This window comes from Streptomyces sp. NPDC088766 (assembly GCF_044750845.1).
In the GTDB taxonomy this organism is placed as follows: Bacteria; Actinomycetota; Actinomycetes; order Streptomycetales; family Streptomycetaceae; genus Streptomyces.
On sequence record NZ_JBIVKQ010000003.1, the window covers coordinates 258,284 to 283,780 of the forward strand.

At 71.3% G+C, this 25,497-nt stretch carries 23 protein-coding genes and 1 tRNA gene; 11 read left to right on the forward strand and 13 right to left on the reverse strand.

The genetic code is table 11. The features are described from left to right. Positions 1-27 precede the first annotated feature (27 nt). Complete coding sequence (locus tag ACIP5W_RS06465; protein WP_401467554.1) at positions 28-780, forward strand: class E sortase; 753 nt, start codon at positions 28-30, stop codon at positions 778-780. Between the two features lie 97 nt (positions 781-877). Here ACIP5W_RS06465 and pknB read toward each other — a convergent pair whose 3' ends face one another. The 6 genes from pknB to ACIP5W_RS06495 form a co-directional block, all read right to left on the reverse strand. Continuing rightward, positions 878-2,866 (reverse strand): Stk1 family PASTA domain-containing Ser/Thr kinase, encoded by a 1,989-nt coding sequence (gene pknB / locus ACIP5W_RS06470; protein WP_401467557.1) that lies wholly within the window; start codon positions 2,864-2,866, stop codon positions 878-880. Positions 2,867-3,035: 169 nt separating this feature from the next. Further along, a complete protein-coding gene (locus ACIP5W_RS06475; RefSeq protein WP_401467560.1) occupies positions 3,036-4,508 on the reverse strand; it encodes a penicillin-binding transpeptidase domain-containing protein in 1,473 nt (490 codons plus the stop codon). Then, positions 4,505-5,944: an FtsW/RodA/SpoVE family cell cycle protein gene (locus ACIP5W_RS06480; RefSeq protein WP_401467563.1), complete on the reverse strand. Its 1,440-nt coding sequence runs from the start codon at positions 5,942-5,944 to the stop codon at positions 4,505-4,507. The genes ACIP5W_RS06475 and ACIP5W_RS06480 overlap by 4 nt, the downstream gene beginning before the upstream one ends. A 27-nt stretch (positions 5,945-5,971) precedes the next feature. Then, on the reverse strand, positions 5,972-7,525 hold the full coding sequence (locus ACIP5W_RS06485) for a Stp1/IreP family PP2C-type Ser/Thr phosphatase (protein WP_401467566.1): 1,554 nt from the start codon (positions 7,523-7,525) through the stop codon (positions 5,972-5,974). A gap of 140 nt (positions 7,526-7,665) precedes the next feature. Beyond that, positions 7,666-8,181: an FHA domain-containing protein gene (locus ACIP5W_RS06490; protein ID WP_401467569.1), complete on the reverse strand. Its 516-nt coding sequence runs from the start codon at positions 8,179-8,181 to the stop codon at positions 7,666-7,668. Positions 8,182-8,191: 10 nt separating this feature from the next. Further along, on the reverse strand, positions 8,192-9,067 hold the full coding sequence (locus ACIP5W_RS06495; protein ID WP_401467572.1) for an FhaA domain-containing protein: 876 nt from the start codon (positions 9,065-9,067) through the stop codon (positions 8,192-8,194). Between the two features lie 422 nt (positions 9,068-9,489). Between ACIP5W_RS06495 and ACIP5W_RS06500 the strand changes: the two genes are divergently transcribed. The 5 genes from ACIP5W_RS06500 to ACIP5W_RS06520 all read left to right on the forward strand — a co-directional run bounded on the left by ACIP5W_RS06500 (position 9,490) and on the right by ACIP5W_RS06520 (position 13,668). Continuing rightward, positions 9,490-9,573 (forward strand) — tRNA-Leu (locus tag ACIP5W_RS06500). A 502-nt stretch (positions 9,574-10,075) separates the two neighbouring features. Beyond that, positions 10,076-11,545, forward strand: a complete 1,470-nt coding sequence (locus tag ACIP5W_RS06505; RefSeq protein WP_401468005.1) for a DUF2252 domain-containing protein — start codon at positions 10,076-10,078, stop codon at positions 11,543-11,545. A gap of 21 nt (positions 11,546-11,566) precedes the next feature. Continuing rightward, a complete protein-coding gene (locus ACIP5W_RS06510; protein ID WP_401467575.1) occupies positions 11,567-12,037 on the forward strand; it encodes a hypothetical protein in 471 nt (156 codons plus the stop codon). A 35-nt stretch (positions 12,038-12,072) separates the two neighbouring features. Next, positions 12,073-12,870: a J domain-containing protein gene (locus ACIP5W_RS06515; protein ID WP_401467578.1), complete on the forward strand. Its 798-nt coding sequence runs from the start codon at positions 12,073-12,075 to the stop codon at positions 12,868-12,870. Positions 12,871-13,338: 468 nt separating this feature from the next. Then, entirely contained in the window at positions 13,339-13,668 is a 330-nt protein-coding gene (locus ACIP5W_RS06520; protein WP_401468008.1) for a rhodanese-like domain-containing protein, read from the forward strand. 361 nt (positions 13,669-14,029) lie between these two features. Here ACIP5W_RS06520 and ACIP5W_RS06525 read toward each other — a convergent pair whose 3' ends face one another. The 5 genes from ACIP5W_RS06525 to paaA are packed head-to-tail and all read right to left on the reverse strand — an operon-like array spanning position 14,030 to position 17,649. Beyond that, positions 14,030-15,091, reverse strand: coding sequence for a 2Fe-2S iron-sulfur cluster-binding protein (locus ACIP5W_RS06525; protein WP_401467581.1), 1,062 nt, complete (start codon positions 15,089-15,091; stop codon positions 14,030-14,032). Continuing rightward, entirely contained in the window at positions 15,091-15,612 is a 522-nt protein-coding gene (paaD, locus tag ACIP5W_RS06530; RefSeq protein WP_401467584.1) for a 1,2-phenylacetyl-CoA epoxidase subunit PaaD, read from the reverse strand. Before paaD ends, ACIP5W_RS06525 begins: the two co-directional genes overlap by 1 nt. Further along, positions 15,606-16,328 carry a 1,2-phenylacetyl-CoA epoxidase subunit PaaC gene (gene paaC / locus ACIP5W_RS06535; RefSeq protein ID WP_401467587.1) on the reverse strand — a complete coding sequence of 241 codons (723 nt, stop codon included), beginning with the start codon at positions 16,326-16,328 and terminating at the stop codon, positions 15,606-15,608. The genes paaD and paaC overlap by 7 nt, the downstream gene beginning before the upstream one ends. Continuing rightward, positions 16,325-16,612 carry a 1,2-phenylacetyl-CoA epoxidase subunit PaaB gene (gene paaB, locus ACIP5W_RS06540; protein ID WP_363087670.1) on the reverse strand — a complete coding sequence of 96 codons (288 nt, stop codon included), beginning with the start codon at positions 16,610-16,612 and terminating at the stop codon, positions 16,325-16,327. The genes paaC and paaB overlap by 4 nt, the downstream gene beginning before the upstream one ends. Then, complete coding sequence (gene paaA / locus ACIP5W_RS06545) at positions 16,609-17,649, reverse strand: 1,2-phenylacetyl-CoA epoxidase subunit PaaA (RefSeq protein WP_401467591.1); 1,041 nt, start codon at positions 17,647-17,649, stop codon at positions 16,609-16,611. The genes paaB and paaA overlap by 4 nt, the downstream gene beginning before the upstream one ends. A gap of 393 nt (positions 17,650-18,042) precedes the next feature. On the opposite strand from paaA, the gene ACIP5W_RS06550 reads away from it, so the two are divergent. Genes ACIP5W_RS06550 through ACIP5W_RS06560 form a run of 3 tightly spaced genes read left to right on the forward strand, consistent with a single transcriptional unit; the run spans position 18,043 to position 20,845 of the window. Continuing rightward, positions 18,043-18,876, forward strand: coding sequence for a DUF5819 family protein (locus ACIP5W_RS06550; protein WP_401467594.1), 834 nt, complete (start codon positions 18,043-18,045; stop codon positions 18,874-18,876). Next, positions 18,873-20,090, forward strand: coding sequence for an HTTM domain-containing protein (locus tag ACIP5W_RS06555; protein WP_401467597.1), 1,218 nt, complete (start codon positions 18,873-18,875; stop codon positions 20,088-20,090). The genes ACIP5W_RS06550 and ACIP5W_RS06555 overlap by 4 nt, the downstream gene beginning before the upstream one ends. Next, positions 20,087-20,845, forward strand: a complete 759-nt coding sequence (locus tag ACIP5W_RS06560; RefSeq protein WP_401467600.1) for a TrmH family RNA methyltransferase — start codon at positions 20,087-20,089, stop codon at positions 20,843-20,845. Before ACIP5W_RS06555 ends, ACIP5W_RS06560 begins: the two co-directional genes overlap by 4 nt. Positions 20,846-20,860: 15 nt before the next feature. Here ACIP5W_RS06560 and paaN read toward each other — a convergent pair whose 3' ends face one another. Continuing rightward, the gene (gene paaN / locus ACIP5W_RS06565; protein WP_401467603.1) at positions 20,861-22,552 is read right to left on the reverse strand and encodes a phenylacetic acid degradation protein PaaN; all 1,692 of its coding nucleotides are present in this window, start codon (positions 22,550-22,552) and stop codon (positions 20,861-20,863) included. Positions 22,553-22,712: 160 nt separating this feature from the next. Here paaN and ACIP5W_RS06570 point away from each other — a divergent pair, with 160 nt between their 5' ends. Further along, positions 22,713-24,227, forward strand: a complete 1,515-nt coding sequence (locus tag ACIP5W_RS06570; RefSeq protein ID WP_401467606.1) for a 3-hydroxyacyl-CoA dehydrogenase — start codon at positions 22,713-22,715, stop codon at positions 24,225-24,227. Then, on the forward strand, positions 24,224-24,811 hold the full coding sequence (locus ACIP5W_RS06575; protein WP_401467608.1) for a TetR/AcrR family transcriptional regulator: 588 nt from the start codon (positions 24,224-24,226) through the stop codon (positions 24,809-24,811). The genes ACIP5W_RS06570 and ACIP5W_RS06575 overlap by 4 nt, the downstream gene beginning before the upstream one ends. A 2-nt stretch (positions 24,812-24,813) precedes the next feature. Here ACIP5W_RS06575 and ACIP5W_RS06580 read toward each other — a convergent pair whose 3' ends face one another. Beyond that, complete coding sequence (locus ACIP5W_RS06580) at positions 24,814-25,338, reverse strand: Lrp/AsnC family transcriptional regulator (RefSeq protein WP_401468011.1); 525 nt, start codon at positions 25,336-25,338, stop codon at positions 24,814-24,816. Positions 25,339-25,497 lie beyond the last annotated feature (159 nt).

Consider the following 25,497-nt stretch of genomic DNA (forward strand, 5'->3'; position numbering starts at 1 on the left):
GTGCAGTCGAGTAGGGGCAGAGTGAACGTGGCAGCGACCACCGGCGACACCGAGCACGAAGAGCACAGTGGCACGCGGGGCGCCGCAGCCCCGCCCCCGCGGCGGCGAGGTGGACGGATCGCACAGGCGGTCAGCTTCTTCGGTGAACTCCTCATCACGGCCGGGCTGGTGCTCGGCCTGTTCGTCGTCTACTCCCTGTGGTGGACCAACGTGGTCGCCGACCGCAAGGCCGGCCGGCAGGGCGACAAGGTCCGCGACAACTGGGCGCAGGAGGCCGGTCCGGGCGCGCTCGACACCAAGGAGGGCATCGGTTTCCTGCACGTGCCCGCCATGGGCGACGGCGAGGTCCTGGTCGAGAAGGGCACCACGTCGAAGATCCTCAACGACGGCGTCGCCGGCTACTACACCGACCCCGTCAAGGCCACGCTCCCGACCAGCGGCAAGGACGGCAACTTCGCCCTCGCCGCCCACCGCGACGGCCACGGCGCCAAGTTCCACAACATCGACAAGCTCGGCGAGGGCGACCCGATCGTCTTCGAGACCAAGGACAACTGGTACGTCTACAAGGTGTACGCCGTCCTGCCCGAGACCTCGAAGTACAACGTCGAGGTCCTCGGCGCGGTCCCGAAGGAGTCCGGCAGGAAGAAGGCCGGCAAGTACATCACCCTGACCACCTGCACGCCCGTCTACACGAGCCGCTACCGGTACGTGGTGTGGGGCGAACTGGACCGCGTGGAGAAGGTGGACGCGCAGCGGACGCCTCCGGCGGAGCTGCGCTGAGGCCGGGCCCCAGCTCCGCTGAGGCATGAGCAAAGGCCTCGGGCCCTGCCGGACGAATGATCCGGCAGGGCCCGAGGCCTCTCGCGTGGTGCGGCGGCTATCCGGAGGTCCCCCCGAAGAAGCCGCCCCCTCCGTCGTTGCCCCCGTTGTTCCCGCCGCCGCCGAAGGTGACCAGGTTGACCGTCTGGCCCTTGTTCACCGTGCTGCCCGGCGCCGGGTCGGAGCTGATGACGGTGGCGTTGTCGTCATTGACGGTGACGTTGCCGACGTTCAGGCCCGCGTCCTGGAGCGCCTTCTTGGCGTCCTTCAGCTTCATGCCCTGGAGGTTGCCGGGCACCTGCGTCTGCTGGTTCTCGGGCGCCTTGCCGATCTGGATCTGGACCTGGGAACCCTTGGTGGCCTTCGAGTTGGCCGACGGTGTGGTCGAGATGACCTTGCCGACCAGGTTCTGGTCCTGGGTCTCGACCTCGGTGCAGTTGCCGACCAGGTTGTTGGCCTCCATCTGGGCCTTGGCCTGGTCACAGCTCTGGTTGAGAACGTCGGGGACGGTCGCCTTGTCCTCCGCCTTGGCGATGGTGAGGGTGACCTTGGAGCCCTTCTCGACCTCGGAGCCCAGCTTCGGGTCCTGGTCCAGGACGGTGCCGGGCTCCTCCGTGGAGATCTCGTTCTTGGTCTCGACGACCAGCTGGTACTGGTCGCCCTCGAGGATCGACTTGGCGTCGTCGAGGCTCTTGCCGAGGACACTCGGCACGGCGACCTTCGGCGCGCCCGTGGACACGACCAGGTTGACGGGGGAATTCTTCTCGACCTCGGTCTTGGGGGCGGGGTCCTGTTCGCAGATGTTGCCCTTGGCCTGGTTCTCGCAGGGCTTCTGCGTGACGGTCCCGACTTCGAGGTCGACATTGGCCAGCTGCTGGGTGGCCTCGGCCTGGGTCTTCCCGATGAGGGTGGGCACGGTCACGTTGTCGTTGCCCGTGCCGCCACCGCTGAACACCCACTTCCCGATCAGGATCGCGCCCACCAGGACCAGCACGGCGGCGAGGATCAGCAGGATCGTCGAGGTGTTGGACTTCTTCTGGCGACGCCGGTCGGGACGGTCGTCGTAGCCGAAGCCGCCGCCGTCCGGGTTCACCGGGGGCATCATCGAGGTGGCGCCGCCGTCCGAGGAGCGCAGCGCGGTGGTCGGCTGGTCGTCCGGGTAGCCGCCGTAGCCGACCGAGCCCATGGCCGCCGTGGCGGCGACGGGCTGGCCGTCGAGGCAGGCCTCGATGTCGGCGCGCATCTCGTCGGCGGACTGGTAGCGGTAGTCGGGGTCCTTGACGAGGGCCTTCAACACGATCGCGTCCATCTCGGGCGTGATCTCGGGGTCGAAGACGCTGGGCGCCTGGGGCTCCTCGCGAACGTGCTGGTAGGCGACCGCGACCGGCGAGTCGCCGACGAACGGCGGCCGTACGGTCAGCAGTTCGTACAGCAGGCAGCCCGTGGAGTACAGGTCGGAGCGGGCGTCGACCTGCTCGCCCTTGGCCTGCTCCGGGGAGAGGTACTGGGCGGTGCCGATCACGGCCGAGGTCTGCGTCATCGTCATGCCGGAGTCGCCCATGGCGCGGGCGATGCCGAAGTCCATGACCTTGACCTGGCCGTTGCGCGTCAGCATGACGTTCGCCGGCTTGATGTCGCGGTGCACGATGCCGGCGCGGTGCGAGTACTCCAGGGCCTGGAGGATGCCGATGGTCATCTCCAGCGTCCGCTCCGGCAGCAGCTTGCGGCCGGAGTGGAGCAGCTCGCGGAGCGTGGAGCCGTCGACGTACTCCATGACGATGTACGGGATCGAGACCCCGTCGATGTAGTCCTCGCCCGTGTCGTAGACCGCGACGATCGCAGGGTGGTTGAGCGAGGCGGCCGACTGGGCCTCCCGGCGGAACCGGGCCTGGAAGGAAGGGTCGCGCGCGAGGTCCACGCGCAGCGTCTTCACCGCCACGGTGCGGCCGAGGCGGATGTCATGCGCGAGGTAGACCTCGGCCATGCCACCACGGCCGAGCACGTGGCCCAGCTCGTACCGGCCGCCGAGGCGACGCGGCTCTTCCATAGCTACCTACCAGCCCTCTCCGTCGGTCCCGACCGGCACACGTGTGCGGTCGGCGGCTGCCGCCCGGGCATACCGTACCCGGACGGCGCTGTGTGACCTGGCCAAGCCCGTCACCCGATACCGGACCGGTATCGCAACGTGCACCGATGTGTGGGCGACGTGATGGGGGTCACTTCTTGTTGCCGATGACTGCCTTCATCACGTCCCTCGCGATCGGGCCGGCGAGACCGCCACCGGTGATGTCACCGCGGTTGGCGGCACCGTCCTCGACGACGACCGCGACGGCGACCGGCGAGCTGCCGTCGGCCAGCTTCGCGTAGGAGATGAACCAGGCGTACGGCTTCTCGCTGTTGTTCAGGCCGTGCTGGGCGGTACCGGTCTTGCCGCCGACCTTGACGCCGGAGATCTTCGCCTTGCCGCCGGTGCCCTGCGGGTTGTCGACGACCGTCTCCATCATTTCCTGGAGCTTCTGCGCCGTCTCCGAGGACACCGCCTGGGAGAGTTCCTGCGGCTCGGTCGTCTCGATGGTGTCCAGGTTCGCGGCCTTGAGCTGGTCGACCATGTACGGCTTCATCAGCTTGCCGTCGTTGGCGACGGCCGCGGCGACCATGGCCATCTGGAGCGGGGTGGCGCGGTTGGAGGCCTGGCCGATGCCGTCCATGGCGTTCTGCGGCTTGTTGTCCTCGGGGTAGACGCTCTCGGAGGCGCGGACCGGGGTGTCCAGCTCCTTGTTGTTGTAGCCGAACTTCTTCGCCTGCTCGATCATCTTCTCGTTGCCGACGGTGTCGGCCAGCTTCGCGAAGACGGTGTTGCAGGACACCATGAGCGCGTACCGCAGGTTGGCGTTCTCGCACTCACCGTGCTCGTTGGTGAGGTCGGTGGTGGTGCCCGGCAGCTGGTACGGGTCCGGCGTCTTGGTGGCGTCGTCGATGCCGGAGACCACGCCGTTCTCCAGTGCCGCGGCCGCCGTGACGACCTTGAAGGTGGAGCCCGGCGGGTAGGTCTCGCGCAGCGCCCGGTTCAGCATCGGGTCGTCGGGGTTGTTCTTCTTCTGGACCGCTTTCCACGCCTCGGCGTCCTTGTCGGAGGCTCCGGCGAACTTCGACGGATCGTACGACGGGGTGGAGACGAGGGCGAGGATCTTGCCGGTGGCCGGGTCGATCGCGGCGACGGCGCCCTTCTTGTCGCCCAGACCCTCGTACGCGGCCTTCTGCGCGGCGGCGTTGAGGGTGGTGACGACGCTGCCGCCCTCCTTCTTCTTGCCCGTGATCATGTCGAGCGTGTTGCGGAAGAAGAGCCGGTCGTCGTTGCCGGTGAGGATGCCGTCCTCGAGCTTCTCCAGCTGGGTGGCGCCGAAGGCCTGGGAGGAGTAGCCGGTGACCGGCGCCCACATGGGGCCGTTGGTCCAGGTGCGCTTGTACTTGTAGTCGCCGCTGGTGGTCTCGACGGAGCCGGTGATGGCCTTGTCGCCGACGATGATGTCGCCGCGCGGGGTGGCGTACCGGGCGATGTTGACCCGGCGGTTGTCGTCGTCGGAGGCCAGGGTGTCGGCCTTGACGTACTGGAGGTAGTTGTCGCGGAGCAGCAGGGTGAGGATCAGGAGGCCGCAGAAGATCGCGATCCGGCGCAGGGGCTTGTTCATGACGGGCGGACCACCTGGGTCATCTCGGCGTCGGGGTTGGATGCGGGGGCCGGGGCCGGACGGCGCGCGGTGTCGCTGATTCTGATCAGGATGCCGATCAGTGCCCAGTTGGCGATGACGGAGGATCCGCCGTAGGCCAGGAACGGCATCGTCATACCGGTCAGCGGGATGAGGCCCATCACGCCGCCCGCGACGACGAACACCTGGAGGGCGAAGGCCCCGGAGAGGCCGATGGCGAGCAGCTTGCCGAACGGGTCGCGGGCGGCGAGGGCGGTGCGCACGCCGCGTTCCACGATCAGGCCGTACAGCAGCAGGAGCGCCATGAGACCGGCCAGGCCCAGCTCCTCGCCGAAGGTGGCGAGGATGAAGTCGGAGTTGGCGGCGAACCGGATCAGCTCGGAGTGGCCCTGGCCCCAGCCGGTGCCGAGGGTGCCGCCGGAGCCGAACGCCCACAGTGCCTGCATCGCCTGCTCGGAGTGGCCCACCTGGCCCTGCCGGGAGAGCAGGTACTCCTTCATCGGGTCGAGCCAGGCCTGGACACGCTGCTGGACGTGCGTCTCGAAGCTGGCCACGCCGACCGCGCCGCCCGCCGACATCAGCAGACCGAAGACGATCCAGCTGGTCCGCTCGGTGGCGACGTACAGCATGATGATGAACATTCCGAAGAACAGCAGCGAGGTGCCGAGGTCCGTCTCGAAGACCAGGATGAGGATCGAGATGAACCAGACGACCAGGATCGGGCCGAGGTCGCGGCCACGTGGCAGGTACAGGCCCATGAAGCGGCGGCTGGCGAGTGCGAGGGCGTCGCGCTTGACCATCAGGTAGCCGGCGAAGAACACGGCCAGGACGATCTTGGCGAACTCGCCGGGCTGGATGCTGAAACTGCCGACCTGGATCCAGATCTTGGCGCCGTAGATGTTCTTGCCGAGGCCCGGCACCAGCGGCAGCAGCAGCAGGAACAGCGCGCCCACCATGGAGATGTAGGTGTAGCGCTGGAGGACGCGGTGGTCCTTGAGGAAGATCAGCACCACGACGAAGAAGGCGATGCCCATCGCCGTGTACAGCAGCTGGCGGGGGGCGGCGTTGCCGGCCTGGTCGATGGACTGGAGCAGCTTGGACTGGTCCAGCCGCCAGATCGCCACGAGCCCGAGGCCGTTCAGCAGGGTGGCCAGCGGCAGCATCAACGGGTCTGCGTACGGCGCGAACTTGCGGACGACCACGTGGGCGACGCCGGCCAGCAGGCCGAGGCCCAGGCCGTAGCTGAGCAGGCCGGCCGGCACCTGCTCGTTGATGGCGAGGCCCACGTTGGCGTAGGCGAACACCGGGATGAGGACGGCGAACACCAGGAGCGCCAGCTCGGTGTTGCGCCGGCTCGGTGTGCCGATCGAGCCGATCGTGGACGTGTGGTGCGTCGGCGTGTTGGTTGTACTGCTCATCGTGTGACGGGGCCTCTCACGGCTTGCCTACTGCTTACCGCACAGCGAGACGACCTTCTGCTCATCCTCCGAGAGGGTGGGGCCGGGGCCGGGAGTGGCGGTCGCTGATGTGGACGGAGACGCGGACGGGGACGGCGCCGGTCCCGACGGGGTCGGGGTCGGCGATGCCTTGGACGTGAGGGAGACGGGAGTGGTTCCCGTGGTGGCGCCGGCCCCGCCCTCACCGGCCGTGGATCCGGCCTTGCCGGGGGCCGCGGCGGTCGCGGTGGTCGCCTCCGCCTGCTTGCGGCACGCGGACGCCTGCACGGCCAGTTCGTCGATCTTCTTCTGGGCGGTGGACCGGTTGCCCTCGGCGATCGTCGCCTCGACCAGCTTCTGCTGGTACTGCGGCAGGTACTTGAGTTCGATCTCGGGGTGGTCCTTCTCGACCTTCGAGAGCGAGACCCAGGCCAGGTCCTGGCTGATGCCCCGGTACAGCGCGACGTGCTCGCCCTTGGTGCCGACGTAGTACTGGGTCTGGGTCCAGTGCCAGCCGGCGTACAGCCCGCCGCCGATGACGGCGAGGGCGAGACCGCCGTACAGGGATCTCTTCAGCCACCGGCGGCCCTTGCGGGGCTTGACGAAGTCGTCGTCGGTGTAGTCGCCGAAGCCGTCGGTGGGGATGAAGCCGGTGACGTCGCCGGAGCCGGGCGGGCCGAACTCGCCGCCGCCCTGCCCGCGGCTCTGCCGGCCGAGGCCGGAGGCGCGGCCGGCCGGGGTCTGCATGATGCCGTTGACGTGCGGCTGGTTCTGGTTCTCGGCGACGGCGCCGACCACGACCGGGGTGTCGGACAGCTGCCCGGCGAGGGTGTCGCCGGTGTCCAGGTCCAGCACGTCGGCGACGATCACCGTGATGTTGTCGGGGCCGCCGCCGCGCAGCGCGAGCTGGATCAGCTCCTGCACGGTCTCCTGCGGGCCCTGGTAGCTGGCGAGGGTGTCCTCGAGCGTCTGGTGCGAGACGACGCCGGACAGGCCGTCGGAGCAGATCAGATAGCGGTCGCCGGCCCGCACCTCACGGATCGACAGATCCGGCTCCACATGCTCCCCGCTGCCCAACGCCCGCATCAGCAGCGAGCGTTGCGGGTGAGTGGTGGCCTCCTCCTCGGTGATCCGCCCCTCGTCGACGAGGCGCTGCACCCACGTGTGGTCCTGTGTGATCTGGCTCAGTACGCCGTCCCGCAGCAGGTAGGCGCGCGAGTCGCCGACGTGTACGAGCCCCAGCCGCTGGCCGGTCCACAGCAACGCGGTCAGCGTGGTCCCCATGCCCTCGAGCTGGGGGTCCTCCTCGACCAGCGAGCGCAGCTGGTCGTTGGCGCGCTGCACGGCCGTGCCGAGCGAGGTGAGGACGTCGGAGCCGGGCACGTCGTCGTCGAGGGCGACGATGGTGGAGATGGCCTCGGAGGAGGCGACCTCACCGGCGGCGGCGCCGCCCATGCCGTCGGCGATGGCGAGCAGGCGCGGACCGGCGTAACCGGAGTCCTCGTTGCCCTCCCGGATCATGCCCTTGTGCGATCCGGCGGCGAAGCGCAGTGACAGACTCATGCCCACCTCGCCCGTCGGCCCCGGGTACAGCCGGTCGTGTCGAGCCACACTGCCCACCCTCCGGTCGGGAGCGCGCCGGGGCCCTGGGTGCCGGCCGACCTGGCGTGCTCGCTCCGCTCGCGCTCACTCATGATGTAGCACTACTTCCGCAGCTCGATGACGGTCTTGCCGATACGGATCGGCGCGCCCAGCGGGATCGGTGTGGGAGTCGTCAGCCGCGTTCGGTCGAGGTACGTGCCGTTGGTGGAGCCCAGGTCCTCGACGATCCACTGGCCGTCGCGGTCCGGGTAGATCCTGGCATGGCGGCTGGAGGCGTAGTCGTCGTCCAGCACGATGGTGCTGTCGTGCGCGCGGCCCAGCGTGATGGTCTGGCCCTGGAGCGCGACGGTCGTGCCGGTGAGGGTGCCCTCGGACACGACCAGCTTCGTCGGGGCGTTGCGCCCCCTGCGTCCGCCCCCCGCGGCGGGTTGCTGGCGCTGTTGCGGAGGCGCCTGGCGCTGGGCCTGCTGCGGTCGGGCCGCCTCCCGGCGCGCACCGCGCTGGGTGACACGCGTACCGAACAGGTCGCTGCGGATGACCTGCACGGCCACGATCACGAACAGCCACAGTACGGCCAGGAAACCCAGCCGCATGACCGTGAGGGTCAGCTCTGACATTGCCCCCGCTTCACCCTTCGGCTTGCCGGTAAATGATGGTGGTGCTGCCCACGACGATCCGCGAGCCGTCGCGGAGCGTAGCGCGGGTGGTGTGCTGCCCGTCCACCACGATGCCGTTGGTGGACCCGAGATCCTGGATCGTCGAGGGCGTTCCGGTCCGGATCTCGCAGTGCCGACGAGAGACGCCGGGGTCGTCGATCCGCACGTCGGCCTCGGTGCTGCGGCCCAGCACGAGCGTCGCACGGGAGATCTGGTGGCGGGTGCCGTTGATCTCGATCCAGTGGCGGGTCCGGGAGCCGGGCGCCGGGGCACCTGCGAGTCCGCCGCCCGCCGGGCGCTGACCGCCGGCCGCGGGCGGATAGCCGTAACCGCCGGGGCGGCCGCCGGGCGCACCGGGCGGGGGTGCGGCGGGCATGGGGGGCGCGGACGCCGCACCCCCGGCCGCGGGCGGGTAGCCGTAACCGCCGGGGCGGCCGCCGGGCGCACGCTCGGGCGCCTGCGAGCCGCTGGCGGAGGAGGCGAGGGTGCGGCTCCGCACGCGGTACAGACCGGTGTCGAGATCCTCCGCCTTCTCCAGGTTGACCTTGATCGGCCCCATGAAGGTGTAGCGCTGCTGCTTCGCGTAGTCGCGGACCATGCCGGCCAGTTCGTCGCCGAGCTGGCCGGAGTAGGGGCTGAGCCGCTCGTAGTCCGGCGTGCTCAGCTCCACGATGAAGTCGTTGGGTACGACGGTCCGGTCGCGGTTCCAGATGGTCGCGTTGTTGTCGCACTCCCGCTGGAGCGCTCCCGCGATCTCCACGGGCTGCACCTCGGACTTGAACACCTTGGCGAAGGTGCCGTTGACCAGACCCTCGAGACGCTGCTCGAATTTCTTCAGGACTCCCATGGGGCACCTCCTCCGTCGTGACTTGCGTCCCGTGTCCTGCTGCCTACCTGGTACTGCTTACTGATCGTATCCACGCGCCGGTGGATCGGCCGGTTCCCCCTGTCGGCCCCGCCGACCGGTGTCGACGGCGTCCTCCGCGCGTCCTTCGCTCGTTCTTCTGCCCAGGATCGTAGAGGCGGTCGAGGACCAGTGTCCCGCACCTGACTGTGGAGCTCGCCCGCCCACGGGGGAGACGGCCGTCATAGGTACGAGGTTGATACGTGAACCGGTCGTCGCCGAGACGTACGGAGGTTGCCGCGGGCCTCTCGCGGTGACCTCTGCCCCGGAAGAAGGGATGTGAACGCACCCTGGCCCACGTGCTAATGTTCTGCATGTCGGAAGGCGCCGGGACGCAAGCCCAACAGCCTGATGGCACACCCAATGCGCGGGTGGCGGAATAGGCAGACGCGCTGGATTCAGGTTCCAGTGCCCGCAAGGGCGTGGGGGTTCAACTCCCCCCTCGCGCACAGCTGAAAGCCCCGCAGATCTTCGGATCTGCGGGGCTTTCGCGTGTTCGGGGGTGTGGATGCGTGCGGGATGCGTGGACCCATGGGTGTGGACGCATGGCCATGGAGGTCCGGACGCGGGCAGGCGTGCAGGTGGGGTGCCCGGACGCCCGGATGCCCGGACGCCCGGATGCCCGGACGCCCGGATGCCCGGACGCCCGGACGCCCGGATGCCCGGACGCCCGGATGCCCGGACGCGTGGGCGCGTGGATGCGGCTCGCGCGCGTGAGGTATCTCACGGGCGACGGGGCGGGGCGGGGCGAACGGGCGCGGACAGGGTCGACCTGGCGGAGGGGCGGCCAGCCGTGGTCGCGGGGGCGTCCCGTACGGGGGAGAGGGACGGCGTTGCGGGCGGGGCCGGGCGGGGCCGGGGTGGTTGTCCACAGGGTCTGACGGGTTTCGGCCGTCGGCGGTACGGTCTGCAGGAGTTGGTGTTCGTCCGGGTGCGGGGGAGGCGGTCGTGGTGACAGAGGTCGGTGCGGGGGTGGGTGCGAGCGCGGGTACGGACGGGGTCGCGGCTGAGGGGGCGCGGGCGATCAGGGGTGAGGGACCGCGCCTTCCCAGAACGCGCGGGTTCGCCGAGTGGCCCCCCTCGGGCTCACCGAAGGAGGAGGGCAAGGCCCTGCGCCGCCAGGTGCCGCGCGCGGCGCACGCCGGGCTCGACCTGGACCCCTCCCGCCCCGACGCGGTGACCGCGGTCGAGGAGTCCGGCCGTGGCCGCCTCCCCGGACTCACGCCGATACGGGTGGGGCGGATGGCTGCCACACCGTTCGCGTTCCTGCGGGGTTCGGCGGGCCTCATGGCCCATGACCTGGCCCGCACGCCGATGACCCGCGTCACGGCGCAGATCTGCGGCGACGCGCACGCGGCCAACTTCGGCCTGTACGGCGACGCCCGCGGCGGCCTGGTCATCGACCTGAACGACTTCGACGAGACGGTCGACGGCCCCTGGGAGTGGGACCTCAAGCGGCTGGCCGTGTCCCTGGTGCTCGCGGGCCGGGAGGCCGGCGCCGACGAGGACACCTGCCGCCAGGCGGCGCACGACGCGGTCGGCGCCTACCGCCGCACCATGCGCCTGCTGGCCAGACTTCCGGTGCTGGACGCTTGGAACGCCATCGCGGACGAGGAACTCGTCTCGCACGCCGACGCCCACGACCTGCTGGGCACGCTGGAGCGGGTCTCGGAGAAGGCGCGGGCCAACACGAGCGGGCGGTTCGCCGCGAAGTCGACCGAACCGACCCCGGAGGGCGGGCGCCGCTTCGTCGACGCGGCGCCGGTGCTGCGTCGCGTCCCCGACGCGGAGGCCGCTGCGGTGGCCGCGTCCCTCGAGCATTACGTGACCACGCTGCCGGAGGACCGGCTGCCCCTGCTGGCCCGGCACGCGGTGCACGACGTGGCCTTCCGCATCGTCGGCACGGGCAGCGTGGGCACCCGGTCCTACGTCGTCCTGCTGCTGGACCACCGGGGCGAGCCCCTCGTGCTCCAGGTGAAGGAGGCGCGGCGCTCGGTGCTGGTGCCGCATCTGGCGAGCGCCGGTTTCGAGCCTCCGGCCGTCGAGCACGAGGGTCGGCGGGTGGTCCTCGGGCAGAAGCGCATGCAGGTGGTCAGCGACTCCCTGCTGGGCTGGACCACGGTCGAGGGCCGGCCCTTCCAGGTCCGGCAGTTCCGCAATCGCAAAGGCAGCGTGGACCCCGCCGCTCTCGCCGCCGACCAGGTCGACGACTACGGCCGCATGACCGGTGCCCTGCTGGCCCGTGCCCACTCGCACAGTGCCGACCCGCGGCTCATCGCCGGCTACTGCGGCAAGAACGAGGAACTGGACGAGGCGATGGCCGCCTTCGCCGTGGCATACGCCGACCGCACGGAAGCGGATCACACGGACTTGGTGACGGCGGTACGGACGGGGAGGATCGCGGCGGAGACGGGGGTGTGAGCGCGGAATGAGCGGCGTTCGGTGAAGTACGTAGAGCTGGACGGCCGGGCCGGTGACCTCTCCGGGGTCCTCGACCCGAGGCCGTACCTGGAGCGGCTGCCGGCGCTGCGCGGGCAACTGCCCCCCGGGGCAAGGGCGTTCGCCACCGATCCGGATCACTACGACTTCTCGGGCAGGCGGTGCGTGAAGGATCTCCTGCCGGTGGAGGCCCACCGGACGGGGGACGAGGACCTGGAGATCCGCTTCGGGCACAACTGCTGGAAGCACGACGAGGACCTCGTCGTCCGTTACACGGGTGTCTCCCGCTTCCAGGCCGACGTCCTCGACGTCTGCGCTCTCGACGACATCGGCGCGGTGATGCTCGACGAGGTCCTCCCGCACCCCGGCGGCTGCATCCACGAACTGGCCTGCCGTCCCGGCACACTCCTCGTGGTCTGCCGGGATCTGGAGGCGGAGTGGGTGGCGGCGGACTGCCCGGAGCACCGGGACTGAGGGAGGTCCCCTCCGAGGTGGCCTACGCTGGTCGGGTGACGACCCCCGAAGCTGAGCAGTCGCGGCCCGAGGAGCGGCTCGAGAAGGCCGTGCGGGCCGCTGAGCAGGCGCTGATCGAGTTCGAGATCGCGGTGGAGACCTTCCGCGTCGAGGTCGAGAACTTCTCGCGGCTCCACCACCAGAAACTCGGTCCGATGTACGCCCGGCTCGATGAGCTGGAGGCGCAGATCGCCGAGGCCACGGCCGCCCGCACCGGTGATCCGGAGGACCTGCGCAAGGCGGACGAGGCGCGCGCCCGGGTCATGCCGATGCCCGGGGTCGAGGAGCTGTTCCACGGCTGGATGGACGGCAACGGGCTGTTCCCGGAGGCCGAGGCCATGCTCACGGACCAGTCGGTGCGGCCCCCGCAGCGGGTGCGGCCCAGCGACGAGGCCCGCAAGCTCTACCGGGATCTGGCCCGCAAGGCCCATCCCGACCTGGCGCAGGAGGATGCGGAGCGGGCCCGGCGCGAGGAGTTCATCACGCGGGTCAACGCCGCCTACGCCCGGGGCGACGAGGCCGCGCTGCGGGAGCTCGCCGAGGAGTGGGCGGCCGGCCCGGCGCCCGAGGAGCGGCGGCCGAGCCCCAGCGAGGAGCTGTACGCCCGGCTGGAGTGGCTCGCCGAGCGCAAGGAGATGCTGGCGCTGGTGGCCCGGGAGCTGGAGGAGGGTGCGATCGGCGCGATGCTCCGGATGGCGCCGGACGACCCCGACCGGCTTCTGGAGGAGATCGCCGAGCAGCTCCTGGCCGAGGTGGCGAAGCGGGAGACCGAGCTGGCTGAGCTGAGGGGCTGAGGGACGAGGGGCGAAGGGCTTCCGGTTCGGGGTGGCGGTCCGGGTCCGCAGCGGGCTCTGTCGTTCGGCGGCGGGGCTGCCGGTCCGGTTCTGCCGGTCCGGTTCTGCCGGTCTGGGGCTGCCGGGCTGGGGTTGCCGGGCTGGGGTTGCCAGTCTGGGGTTGTCCTCCGGGCCGCCGCTCCGGTCTGTCGTTCGGCGGCGGGGCTGCCGGTCCGGTTCTGCCGGTCCGGTTCTGCCGGTCTGGGGCTGCCGGGCTGGGGTTGCCAGTCTGGGGTTGTCCTCCGGGCCGCCGCTCCGGTCTGTCGTTCGGCGGCGGGGCCCTGTGCCGGTCGGTGGCAGGGCTCGGCAGCCGGGTGTGCGGCGCGGTCCCGGGGCGGAGCCCTGCGGCGGGACATCGGACTCGCGGCGGGGCCGTCCGGGGGGTGCGGGGCGTCCGGTAGCGTCGGGGCCATGAGTTTCGGAGCTGGTGTGCCCACGGTCGGGGTCGAGGACCTCAAGGACGGCGACTTCCTGCTGGACGTCCGGGAGGACGACGAGTGGAAGGCGGGCCATGCCGAAGGGGCACTGCACATTCCCATCAGCGAGTTCGTCGCGCGTTACGGCGAGCTGACCGAGGCGGCTCCGCAGGACGGGCGGGTCCATGTGATCTGCCGCTCCGGTGGCCGCTCCGCCCAGGTCACCATGTACCTCGCGCAGCAGGGCATCGACGCGGTGAACGTGGACGGCGGCATGCAGCACTGGTCGGCCGTGGGCCGCCCGGTCGTCACCGAAGACGGGCAGCCCGGCTTCGTCCTGTAGTCCCGCAGCCGCCTGCGCTGGACCTGCGGGTCCGTGTGGCTGCGGGCGGGTGGGGGTTCAGCCGAGGTGTGGGCGGCCGGCAGGTCGCCCAGGGCCTCCTCGTGTGCCGCCGCGGGCCCCAGGGACAGCTCCGGGTGTTGGACCCACGTGCGGTGGCGGTGCAGCGGACAGCCGATGTCGGCGAAGACGCCTCGCGCGGCCTCGGACGCCGCCTGCTGCTCCTCGGCGAAGCCGAAGTCCGCGGGCCGGTCTCCCGACGGGTCAGCCGATCTGACGGTCCGTCGAGCTGGAACAGGTTCCGGGGAAGGGAACGGGAGTGGCCGGGCGCCGTGCACCGGCCGGTCGCCTTCTCCTTCCCCGCTCATCGGTCGAAGTCCACCTCCACCGCCTCGGTCAGGGGATGCGACTGGCACGCCAGTACATAGCCGGCCTCGGTCTCCTCCGGCTCCAGCGCGAAGTTGCGGTCCATGCGCACCTCGCCGGCGACGAGGAAGGCCCGGCAGGTTCCGCACACCCCGCCCTTGCAGGCGTAGGGCGCGTCTGGCCGGTTGCGCAGCACCGTCTCCAGGACCGACTCGCCGTCCGCCACGGCCCAGCTGCCGCCGCGGCCGTCGAGCCGGGCGGTGACCGTGCTGCGCGCCGGGGCGGGGGTGGTGGAGGCGGGAGCTGTGACGTCCACGTGGAAGATCTCCTCGTGGATGCGGGCGCGGGCGACGCCGAGCTCTCGCAGGGCCTGCTCCGCGCCCTGCACCAGGCCGAACGGCCCGCACAGGAACCAGCCCGCCACGTCCGCCACGGGCAGCAGCGCCGGCAGCAGCCCGGTCAGCCGCTCCCGGTCCAGCCGCCCGGACGGCAACCCGGCCTGCTGTTCCTCCCGGGAGAGCACGGTGACCAGGTGCAGCCGCTGCGGATACCGGTCCTTGAGGTCGGCGACCTCCTCCAGGAACATCGTCGACGCTGCCGTACGGTCGCTGCGTATCAGGCAGAACCGGGCCTCGGGTTCGCGCGCCAGCAGGGTGGAGACGATCGACAGCACCGGGGTGATGCCGCTGCCGCCCACGACCGCCGCATACAGACCGGGTGCGGGATCGAGGGTGAACCGGCCCGCCGGTGTCATCACCTCGAGCTCGTCCCCGATGTTGATCTCCTTGAGCGCGTAGGTCGAGAAGGCGCCGCCCTCGACCAGCCGCACGCCCACCCGCAGGGTGCGCGGGCCCTTTGCGCCGGGCTCCGGCGCGGGCGAGCAGATCGAGTACGTCCGCCGGATCTCGGTCCCGTCGGCCCTGCGCCGCAGGGCGAGGTGCTGGCCCGGCATGTGCCGGTACTCCTCGCGCAGTGCGGCGGGGACGGTGAAGGTCAGGGCCACGGAGTCGTCGGTGAGCCGGTCCACCGCGGCCACGGGGAGCGGGTGGAAGCGGGCCATCACAACTCCTTGAAGTGGTCGAAGGGTTCACGGCAGGCCAGACAGCGCCGCAGCGCCTTGCAGGCGGTGGAGGAGAAACGGCTGAGCAGTTCGGTGTCGGCAGAGCCGCAGTGGGGGCAGCGGACCGGGTCCTGCTCGGCGGTGCGGGTCGGTCCGAGGGTGACGCCGACCGGTCCGGCCGTGCGCCGGGCGCGCGGCGGCGCGATGCCGAACTCCCGCAGTTTGCGGCGGCCTTCGGCGGAGATGTCGTCCGTCGACCAGGCTGGGGTGAGCACCGTGCGCACGGTGACCTCGCGCATGCCGTGGTCGCGCAGTGCCCGCTCGATGTCCGTGGACATGGCCTCCACGGCAGGGCAGCCGGTGTAGGTCGGGGTCAGTTCGACCTCGACGGCGTCCGTGTCGCGCACATGGACCGCGCGCAGGACGCCCAGCTCCTGGAGGGTGAGCACGGGCAGCTCGGGGTCGGGCACCGAACCGGCGACCGCGAGGAGTTCCGCCTCCAGGGGGGTGAGGGTCACCATGACGCCCCCGGGTGGCTGCGGTGCAGGTGCTGCATCTCGGCGAGCATCCGTCCGAAGGACTCCGTGTGCAGGCCCTGACGGCCCGCGCCCGCGCGCCATGCTCCGGTCCGCGGTCCCTGGGGCATCTCCAGTCCGGCCCGGCGCAGCACGGCTCCGACCGACTCCAGCCAGACGGTCTCCAGGCCGGCCGGGTCGGTGTCGACGCCGTCCACCGGCTGGAACATCTCGCCGGTGAACCGCCACAGGGCGTCGCAGGCCCGTCGCATCCGCGCGTGGCTGACCTCGGTGCCGTCGCCGAGGCGCAGGGTCCACTGCTCGGCGTGGTCGCGGTGGTAGGCGACCTCCTTGACGGCCTTGGCCGCGAGTCCCGCGAACGGTCCGTCTCCGGCGGCCAGCCGGTCGTAGAGCAGGTGCTGGTAGGTGGAGAAGTACAGCTGGCGGGCGATGGTGTGGGCGAAGTCGCCGTTGGGCTGCTCCACCAACTGGAGGTTGCGGAAGGCGCGTTCCTCGCGGAGGTAGGCCAGTTCGTCCTCGTCGCCGGCCATCGACAGCAGGATGCGGGCCTGGCCCAGCAGGTCGAGGGCGATGTTGGCGAGAGCGACCTCCTCCTCCAGGACGGGCGCGTGGCCCATCCACTCCCCCAGACGGTGGGAGAGCACCAGGGCGTCGTCGCCGAGGGCGAGAGCGGCGGTGTCCGTGCGCGCGGTCGTGGTCACAGGTGCTTCACCCCCTCCGGGATCTCGTAGAACGTCGGGTGCCGGTACGCCTTGTCGGCGGCCGGGTCGAAGAACGGGTCCTTCTCGTCCGGCGAGGAGGCGGTGATCGCGGCGGACGGCACGACCCAGAGCGAGACGCCCTCGCCGCGCCGGGTGTACAGGTCACGGGCGTTGCGCAGGGCGAACTCCGCGTCCGGCGCGTGCAGGCTGCCCGCGTGGGTGTGGGAGAGGCCGCGGCGGGAGCGCACGAAGACCTCCCACAGGGGCCAGTCGGTGTTCGTCATGGCTGCTTCGCTCCCGTCCCACGGTTCTCGCGGCTCTCGTCGTCTTCTCGGCTGTGCTTGGCCGCGTGGGCCGCGGCGGCCTCCCGGACCCAGGCGCCCTCTTCGTGCGCCCGGGTGCGCTGGGTGAGCCGCTGCTCGTTGCACGGGCCGTTGCCCTTGAGGACCTCCTTGAACTCCGTCCAGTCGATCGGGCCGAAGTCGTGGTGGCCGCGCTCCTCGTTCCACTTCAGGTCCGGGTCGGGGAGGGTGAGGCCCAGGGACTCGGCCTGCGGGACGCAGATGTCGACGAAGCGCTGGCGCAGTTCGTCGTTGGAGTGCCGCTTGATCTTCCAGGCCATCGACTGGGCGGAGTGCGCGGACTCGTCGTCGGGCGGGCCGAACATCATCAGTGAGGGCCACCACCAGCGGTCCACCGCGTCCTGGGCCATCGCGTGCTGTTCGGGGGTGCCGCGGCTGAGGGCCAGCAGCAGTTCGTATCCCTGGCGCTGGTGGAAGGACTCCTCCTTGCAGACGCGGATCATCGCGCGTGCGTACGGACCGTAGGAGCAGCGGCACAGGGGGACCTGGTTGGTGATCGCGGCGCCGTCCACCAGCCAGCCGATCGCGCCGACATCGGCCCAGGTCAGGGTGGGGTAGTTGAAGATCGAGGAGTACTTCTGGCGGCCGGTGTGCAGCTTGTCCAGCAGTTCCTCGCGGCTCGTGCCGAGCGTTTCGGCCGCACTGTAGAGGTACAGGCCGTGGCCCGCCTCGTCCTGGACCTTCGCCATGAGGATGGCCTTGCGGCGCAGGGAGGGCGCACGCGTGATCCAGTTGGCTTCCGGCTGCATGCCGATGATCTCGGAGTGTGCGTGCTGGGCGATCTGGCGGACCAGCGTCGCGCGGTAGGCGTCGGGCATCCAGTCGCGCGGCTCGATGCGTTCGTCGGCGGCCACCGTGGCGTCGAAGGCGCGCTCCCAGGCGTCCTGCTCGCCGTCGACCGTTTCCCGGCCGCCGTACCGCCGTGTGCGGGCCGTCTGGTGCGCGGCTGCTGTCGCCATGCGGTCCCCCTCGACCTAGGGCTCTCTGCGAGCCGTCTCCCGACCGATCGTTCGGTCCGTGCGATTCCATGGTGAGACGGCCGTCGTAAGGTGTCAACCGCTGTGGACAACCTGCGGGCCTCCCTGGGGAAAACCCGGGCGGCCCGTCGGCGGCGGGGCCTCGCGGCCGCCTGCCGGGCCGGCCCCGCTCGGGGGGAGGGCTGCGCGGGGCGGGGCGGGCTGAGTACCGTTCCGTGCGACGACTGTGCGACGGCCGTGCGAAGGCCGTCCCGACCCGTGCTCGCGCACGCGGTGCGCGAGAGCGGGTCGACGTGGACGCACCGGCGGGTACGACGGGTCGCCGTGGCCCGGCGAGCAGGCGGAAGACGGACCGGAATCGGGGAACGGGGCGGAATGAACGCGTACGACGGAGGCGCCGGCCCCCCGCGGGAGGCCGAGGCGCCGCGGGGGCCGGAGGCGCCGGCGGAGCAGCAGCTGCGGGACGACCTGCCCGGCGCCCGGATCGAGGCAGCCCGGGACGACCTGCCCGGCGTCCGCCTCGGGGCCGTGCAGGACGGGCCCGAGGCCGGGGCCGAGCCACGGGGCGGCGTTGCCGCTCTCTCCCCGCGCTACCAGGTCGTCGCCGCTCTGGCGCTCGCCGTCGTCGCGGTCGCCGTCTGTGTCCACGTCGGCATGGTGTTCCTCCATGTCGCGCCGTCCAACACGGTCACCAAGGCACACGGCAAGGCGATCGACGAATACGTCTACCCGGAGTTCGAACAGAACTGGAAGCTCTTCGCGCCCAACCCGCTCCAGCAGAACATCGCCGTCCAGGTCCGTGCCGACGTCCGCACCGCCGACGGCACGGCACGCACCACCGGCTGGTTCGACCTGTCCGCCCAGGACGGCCGGGCCATCGACGGCAACCTGGTGCCGAGCCACACCCAGCAGAACGAGCTGCGCCGCGCCTGGGACTTCTACGTCGGCTCGCACGACTCCGACAACCGTTCGGCCGGGCCGCGCGGCACGCTCGCCGAGACCTACCTGCGCAACATCGTCGTGCTGCGGCTGGAACGCGGTGAGGCGGCCGGCCGGGGCGGCACCATAGAACGCGTCCAGGTCCGCTCCCGCACCACCAACGTGCCGGCGCCCTCCTGGAGCACCGACAAGGTCTCGTCGAAGCCGGTCTACCGGGTGCTGCCCTGGTGGCCACTGGCCGCCGGTGACACCGAGGGAGACGCGCGGTGAACCGGTTCTCCCTGTCGGTGTCCGCCGTGATCGCGCGCGTCACCGGGTCGGCGCTCGGGCCGTACCAGAGCGCCGTCGTCCGCATCGGGTTCAGCCTGACCTGGCTGTTGTTCCTGCTGCGCGAGCTTCCCCACCGTGCGGAGCTGTACGGTCCCGACGGCCCGTGGAGCTGGGAGCTGGCCCGGCGGCTGATCGACGACAACGGCGCCTTCACGGCCCTGATGTGGTCGGACGGCCGGGGCTGGTTCGAGGCGGTGTACGCGCTGTCGGTCCTGTCGAGCCTGCTGTTGCTGCTGGGCTGGCGCACCCGCACCATGTCGGTGCTGTTCATGGTGGGCGTGCTCTCGCTGCAGAACCGCAGCGTCTTCGTGGGTGACGGCGGCGACAACGTGCTGCACCTGATGTCGATGTACCTGGTCCTCCTGCGCTGCGGCCGGGTCTGGTCGCTGGACGCACGGCGGGAGCGGCGCGCGGCCGAGGCACGCGCGCGTGGGGAGCGCGTCACCGACCGGGTCGGGCCCGCCCTGTGGAGCGTGTTCGGCGTGGTGCTGGTCGCGGTGACCGCGGGCGGCCGGCTCGACGGCGACTGGACCGTGCCGGTGATCCTGTGGACGGTGTGGGCCGCGCTGGGCGTGCGGTGGGCCGTCGGGCGCCTCGCGACGTCCGCGCAGCCCCGGATCCTGCTCGACGTGATCACCGACGTCCTGCACAACGGCGCCCTGCTGGTGATCATGGCGGAGGCCTGTCTGATCTACGCGACGGCCGGCTGGTACAAGATCCAGGGCTCGCGCTGGCAGGACGGCACCGCCGCCTACTACCCGCTGCACCTGGACTACTTCTCCCCCTGGCCGGCGCTCGGCGACCTGCTGTCGTCCAGCGGCACCATGGTGATGCTCGTGACGTACGGGACGGTCGTCGTGCAGGTCGCCTTCCCGTTCACCCTGTTCAACCGGCGGGTGAAGAACGTCCTGCTCGTCGCCATGATCGCCGAGCACACCGCGATCGCGGTGCTCCTCGGGCTGCCGTTCTTCTCCCTGGCGATGATCGCGACGGACGCGGTCTTCCTGCCGACGTCGTTCCTGCGGAGGCTGGGCGGCTGGGCCGCGCGCGTGTGGGAGGCGTTGCTGCCGCGGCGCGGTGCCGCGGTGCCCGCGCCGCGGGGAGCGCACGAGCCCGAGGACGCCGAGCCCAGCCGCGTAGGCTTCTCGGCATGACCGATCCCGATCCGCTCGGCCGGTGGCGCCGGCTCGCCGACGGCTGTGTGCTGCTCGACGGCTTCCACGCCGTGAAGCACGCCGTGCGCTTCGGGGCCGACGTGCCGGTGGCGGTCGCCGTGGACCGGCGGGCGGCGCTCGCCCTCGCCGACGATCTCGCCCCCGACGTGAGGGCGGCACTGGAGGCACTCCTGACGGAGGTGCCGCAGGCGGTCTACGCCTCGCTGGTGCCGAGGCCGCACCCCACCGCCGTGGCCGCCCTGGCGGTACGGCCCTCCCGCGAGGCCAATCTGCGGGTGCTGTCCCGCACGCCCCGTCCGGCGCCCGTCGTGGTCCTCGACGATCCGCGCAACCTCGGCAACGCGGGTGCCGTGATCCGCCTGGCCGCCGGTTTCGGGGCGACCGGCGTGGTCACCACCGGCACGCTCGACCCCTGGCACCCGACCGTGGTGCGCGGCGGCGCCGGGCTGCACTTCGCGACCGCCGTGGAGCGGCTGACCGCCGACGAGCTGCCGGCCGGACCGGTGTTCGCGCTCGACCCGGAAGGGGAGGACATCCGGGGCGTGAAGCTCCCGGACGACGCCGTCCTCGCCTTCGGTTCGGAGCGCAGCGGGCTGTCCGGGGCGCTGCGCGCGCGGGCCGACCATCTGCTGGCCCTGCCGATGCGCCCCCAGGTCTCCAGCTACAACCTCGCGACCAGTGTGGCCATGACGCTGTACCACTGGAGCGCGACCGGGGGCGCCACGCGCGCGTAGGCCCCGCGCGGGTCCTCAGGCCTCCCGGCGGACCTCGACCACGCGGAAGCGGTTCGCCACGAACGCGCCGTCGGTGAGCGCGGCGTTGGCCGCCGGGTTGCCGCCCGAGCCGTGGAAGTCGGAGAAGGCGGCCGTCTGGTTGACGTACACCCCGCCGGTGAGGTTGAGCGAGAGCTGTGCCGCCTCCTCGAGGCAGACCTCCTGGACGGCCCGCTCCACCTCCTCGTCGGTCGTGTACGCGCCGACCGTCATCGCGCCCTTCTCGCGGACCGTGCGCCGCAGCAGTTCCACGGCGTCCGCCGCCGAGTCGACCGCGACGGCGAAGGAGACCGGTCCGAAGCACTCGCTCATGTAGGCCGCCTCGTCGTCGGGCTTGGCCCCGTCGAGCTTGACGATCACGGGAGTGCGCACGACGGCGTCCGGGAACTCGGGGTTGCTCACCTCGCGGGAGGCCAGGGCGACTTCGCCGAGACCGGCCGCGGCCTCCAGTCGGGTCTTCACGTCCGGGTTGACGATCGCGCCCAGCAGGGCGTTCGCGCGCGCGTCGTCGCCGAGGAGGCCGTCGACCGCGCGGGCCAGATCGGCGACGACCTCGTCGTAGGTCTTGGGCCCCTCGTCGGTACGGATGCCGTCGCGGGGGATCAGCAGGTTCTGCGGGGTGGTGCACATCTGGCCGCTGTACAGGGACAGCGAGAACGCCAGGTTGGACAGCATGCCCTTGTAGTCGGCGGCCGACTCCACGAGCACCGTGTTGACGCCGGCCTTCTCGGTGTAGACCTGCGCCTGGCGGGCGTTGGCCTCCAGCCAGTCGCCGAAGGCGGTCGAGCCGGTGTAGTCGACGATCCTGATCTCGGGGCGGGTGGCCAGGGTCTTGGCGATGCCCTCGCCGGGCCGCTCGGCGGCGAGCGCCACCAGGTTCGGGTCGAAGCCCGCCTCCGCGAGCACCTCGCGCGCGACGGCCACGGTCAGCGCGAGCGGCAGCACCGCGCGCGGGTGGGGCTTCACCAGGACCGCGTTGCCGGTGGCGAGGGAGGCGAACAGGCCCGGGTAGCCGTTCCACGTCGGGAAGGTGTTGCAGCCGATCACCAGGGCGATCCCGCGCGGCACCGGCGTGAACTGCTTGGTCAGGGCCAGCGGGTCGCGCTTGCCCTGCGGTTTGGTCCACTCCGCCGTGTCGGGTGTGCGGACCTGCTCCACGTACGCGTACGCCACCGCCTCCAGGCCGCGGTCCTGCGCGTGCGGGCCGCCCGCCTGGAACGCCATCATGAAGGCCTGGCCGGAGGTGTGCATCACCGCGTGCGCGAACTCGTGGGTCCGGTCGCTGACGCGCTTGAGGATCTCCAGGCAGACCACCGCGCGCATCTCCGCGCCCGCGTCCCGCCAGGCGCGCTGACCGGCCTTCATGGCGGGCAGCAGCTCGTCGATGTCCGCGTGCGGATACTCGACGCCCAGCTCGATGCCGTACGGCGAGACCTCGCCGCCCACCCAGCCGTCGGTGCCGGGCTGGCCGAGGTCGAGGCGGGTGCCCAGGACGCCGTCGAAGGCCGCCTTGCCCGCCGCCGCGTCCAGGCTGCCGTCGGCGCCGTAGGCCTTGGGGTGCTCGGGGTGCGGGGACCAGTACGCGCGGGTGCGGATCGCTTCCAGGGCCTGGTCGAGGGTGGGCCGGTGCTTGGCGATCAAGGCGTGAGCGGTGAGTTCGGCGGCCATGCGGGACCAACTCCTCGTCTGGAGAACTCTTCGTCGAGCTCTGGACCTGGGCGGAAACAGGGACAGGAACGGGCAGTCAGGGTTAGAGTAACCGAACGATCGGTCGGGACAAGGGGGTCCGCCGCATCTGTGGAAAACCCCGTGCGGGAGGATCGCGCACATGACAGCACTCGACCTCAGCAGCCCCGTGGCCGTCGTCGGCACCGGCACCATGGGCCAGGGCATCGCCCAGGTCGCGCTGACCGCGGGCCACCCGGTGCGGCTGTACGACGCCGTCGCCGGGCGCGCGGGAGAAGCGGCCGCCACGATCGGTGCCCGTCTAGACCGGCTCGTCGAGAAGGACCGGCTCACCGCCGTCGAGCGGGACGCCGCCCGCGCCCGCCTCACACCCGTGGACAGCCTCGCCGCACTCGCGGACTGCGCGCTGGTCGTGGAGGCCGTCCTGGAGCGGCTGGACGTCAAGCAGGAGCTGATGCGTGGCCTGGAGGACGTGGTCGGCGAGGACTGTCTGCTCGCCACGAACACCTCCTCCCTGTCGGTGACGGCCATCGGGGGCGCCCTGCGCAACCCGGGCCGTCTCGTCGGTCTGCACTTCTTCAACCCGGCGCCGCTGCTGCCGCTGGTCGAGGTCGTCTCGGGGTTCGCCACCGACGTCTCGTCGGCCACGCGCGCGTACGAGACCGCCCGTGCCTGGGGCAAGACGCCCGTCGCCTGCGCCGACACCCCGGGTTTCATCGTCAACCGCATCGCCCGGCCCTTCTACGCCGAGGCCTTCGCGGTCCACGAGGCGCAGGGCGCCGACCCGGCCACCATCGACGCGGTCCTGCGCGAGTCCGGCGGCTTCCGGATGGGGGCGTTCGAACTCACCGACCTGATCGGCCAGGACGTCAACGAGTCCGTCACGCACTCCGTGTGGCAGTCCTTCTTCCAGGACGTGCGCTTCGCCCCCTCGCTGTCCCAGCGCCGCCTGGTCGAGTCCGGCCGCCTGGGCCGCAAGACCGGGCAGGGCTGGTTCGACCACCGCGACGGCGCCGAGCGGGCCGAGCCGCACACCGCGGAGAAGCGCCGGCCGCCCGCGTACGTGGTCGCCGAGGGCGACCTGGGGCCCGCCTCGGAGCTGCTCGCGATGATCCGCGAGGCGGGCATCCAGGTCCGCGAGGAGGACGAGGACGGCGGCACCCGACTGGTGCTGCCGAGCGGCGGCCAGCTCGCCCTCGCCGACGGCCAGACCTCGGTGGAGTTCCGGGACGTCGTCTACTTCGACCTCGCCCTGGACTACCGCAAGGCGACCCGCATCGCCGTGTCCGCCTCCCAGGACACCCCCCAGCAGACGCTCTCCGAGGCCATCGGCCTCTTCCAGGCGCTCGGCAAGGACGTCAGCGTCATCGGCGACGTCCCCGGCATGATCGTCGCCCGTACGGTCGCGCGGATCGTCGACCTCGCCCACGACGCCGTCGCCAAGGGCGTGGCCACCGAGGAGGACGTCGACACCGCGATGCGCCTGGGCGTCAACTACCCGCTCGGTCCCTTCGAGTGGAGCCGCAGGCTCGGCCGGGTCTGGGCCCACGACCTCCTGGAGGAGCTGCACCTGCGCGAGCCCTCCGGCCGCTACGCGCCCTCTCTGGCGCTCTACCGCCACGGACACTCCGCCGACAAGCGGGAGGGCACCTCATGACCACGGCCAAGCGCGACACGTACACCCCGGAGACCCTGCTGTCGGTCGCCGTGCAGGTCTTCATCGAGCGCGGCTACGACGGCACCTCCATGGAGCACCTCTCCAAGGCGGCCGGCATCTCCAAGTCGTCGATCTACCACCACGTCAGCGGCAAGGAGGAACTGCTGCGGCGGGCGGTGAGCCGGGCGCTGGACGGCCTCTTCGCGATCCTCGACGAGGAGCACGCGCGCGTGGGACGTGCCGTGGAGCGCCTGGAGTACGTGGTGCGGCGCATGGTCGAGGTGCTCATCTCCGAACTGCCCTACGTGACGCTGCTGCTGCGGGTACGCGGCAACACCGGTACCGAGCGGTGGGCGCTGGAGCGGCGGCGCGACTTCGACCACCGGGTGGCCGCGCTGCTGAAGGCGGCCGCCGCCGACGGGGACGTACGCGGCGACGTGGAGGTGCGGCTCGCGACCAGGCTGGTCTTCGGCATGATCAACTCGATCGTCGAGTGGTACCGCCCGGACGGGCGGGGCATGGGCGAGCGCGAGGTGGGCGACGCGGTCGTCCGGCTGGTGTTCTCAGGGCTGCTGCGGGCCTGAGGTCACCCCTGCGGCTCCAGGTCCTCCTCCTCGAACACCAGCAGCGTGCGCGTGCTGAGCACCTCCGGGATCGCCTGGAGGCGGGTGAGCACCAGTTCGCGCAGTGCCCTGTTGTCGGGTGTGTGCACCAGCAGCAGGACGTCGAAATCGCCGCCCACCAGGGCGATGTGGGAGGCGCCGGGCAGCCGTCTGAGCTGCTCGCGGACCGTGCGCCAGGAGTTCTGGACGATCTTCAGCGTGACGTAGGCGGACGTTCCGTGGCCGGCGCGCTCATGGTCCACGCGCGCGCCGAAGCCGCGGATCACGCCGTCCTCGACGAGCCGGTTGATGCGTGCGTAGGCGTTGGCGCGCGACACGTGGACCCGCTCGGCGACCGACCGTATCGAGGCGCGGCCGTCCGCCTGGAGCATCTGGAGGATGTCCTGGTCGATGGCGTCGAGCGGCCGGGGCGGGGCCTTGGCTTCCGTGCGCGGCGGGGCCGTGGTCTCCGCGCGCGGCGGTGAGCTGCCGTCCGGGCTCTCGGCCATTTGTTCAGCTGTCATGTCCCCCCGCCTCTTCGCCGTGGACGTCCTGCACCCATCCCAGGTTGTGAAGAACCGTTTGTCCACAGCCTGAGGGGCCCTGTAGCCAAAATGTGCCGACGACCGAACAATCGGTAGGTGAGGCGGGTCACAGCCGACCCGTCC

Bases quoted from the DNA above. Each gene is read 5' to 3' on its own strand.
- ACIP5W_RS06575 (WP_401467608.1), top strand. From the start codon at position 24,224: ATGACCACGGCCAAGCGCGACACGTACACCCCGGAGACCCTGCTGTCG.
- ACIP5W_RS06490 (WP_401467569.1), bottom strand. From the start codon at position 8,181: ATGTCAGAGCTGACCCTCACGGTCATGCGGCTGGGTTTCCTGGCCGTA.
- paaN (WP_401467603.1), bottom strand. From the start codon at position 22,552: ATGGCCGCCGAACTCACCGCTCACGCCTTGATCGCCAAGCACCGGCCC.
- ACIP5W_RS06570 (WP_401467606.1), top strand. From the start codon at position 22,713: ATGACAGCACTCGACCTCAGCAGCCCCGTGGCCGTCGTCGGCACCGGC.
- ACIP5W_RS06550 (WP_401467594.1), top strand. From the start codon at position 18,043: ATGAACGCGTACGACGGAGGCGCCGGCCCCCCGCGGGAGGCCGAGGCG.
- ACIP5W_RS06475 (WP_401467560.1), bottom strand. From the start codon at position 4,508: ATGAACAAGCCCCTGCGCCGGATCGCGATCTTCTGCGGCCTCCTGATC.
- ACIP5W_RS06485 (WP_401467566.1), bottom strand. From the start codon at position 7,525: ATGAGTCTGTCACTGCGCTTCGCCGCCGGATCGCACAAGGGCATGATC.
- ACIP5W_RS06525 (WP_401467581.1), bottom strand. From the start codon at position 15,091: ATGGCCCGCTTCCACCCGCTCCCCGTGGCCGCGGTGGACCGGCTCACC.
- pknB (WP_401467557.1), bottom strand. From the start codon at position 2,866: ATGGAAGAGCCGCGTCGCCTCGGCGGCCGGTACGAGCTGGGCCACGTG.
- ACIP5W_RS06560 (WP_401467600.1), top strand. From the start codon at position 20,087: ATGACCGATCCCGATCCGCTCGGCCGGTGGCGCCGGCTCGCCGACGGC.
- paaD (WP_401467584.1), bottom strand. From the start codon at position 15,612: ATGGTGACCCTCACCCCCCTGGAGGCGGAACTCCTCGCGGTCGCCGGT.
- paaB (WP_363087670.1), bottom strand. From the start codon at position 16,612: ATGACGAACACCGACTGGCCCCTGTGGGAGGTCTTCGTGCGCTCCCGC.
- paaA (WP_401467591.1), bottom strand. From the start codon at position 17,649: ATGGCGACAGCAGCCGCGCACCAGACGGCCCGCACACGGCGGTACGGC.
- ACIP5W_RS06495 (WP_401467572.1), bottom strand. From the start codon at position 9,067: ATGGGAGTCCTGAAGAAATTCGAGCAGCGTCTCGAGGGTCTGGTCAAC.
- ACIP5W_RS06580 (WP_401468011.1), bottom strand. From the start codon at position 25,338: ATGGCCGAGAGCCCGGACGGCAGCTCACCGCCGCGCGCGGAGACCACG.
- ACIP5W_RS06480 (WP_401467563.1), bottom strand. From the start codon at position 5,944: ATGAGCAGTACAACCAACACGCCGACGCACCACACGTCCACGATCGGC.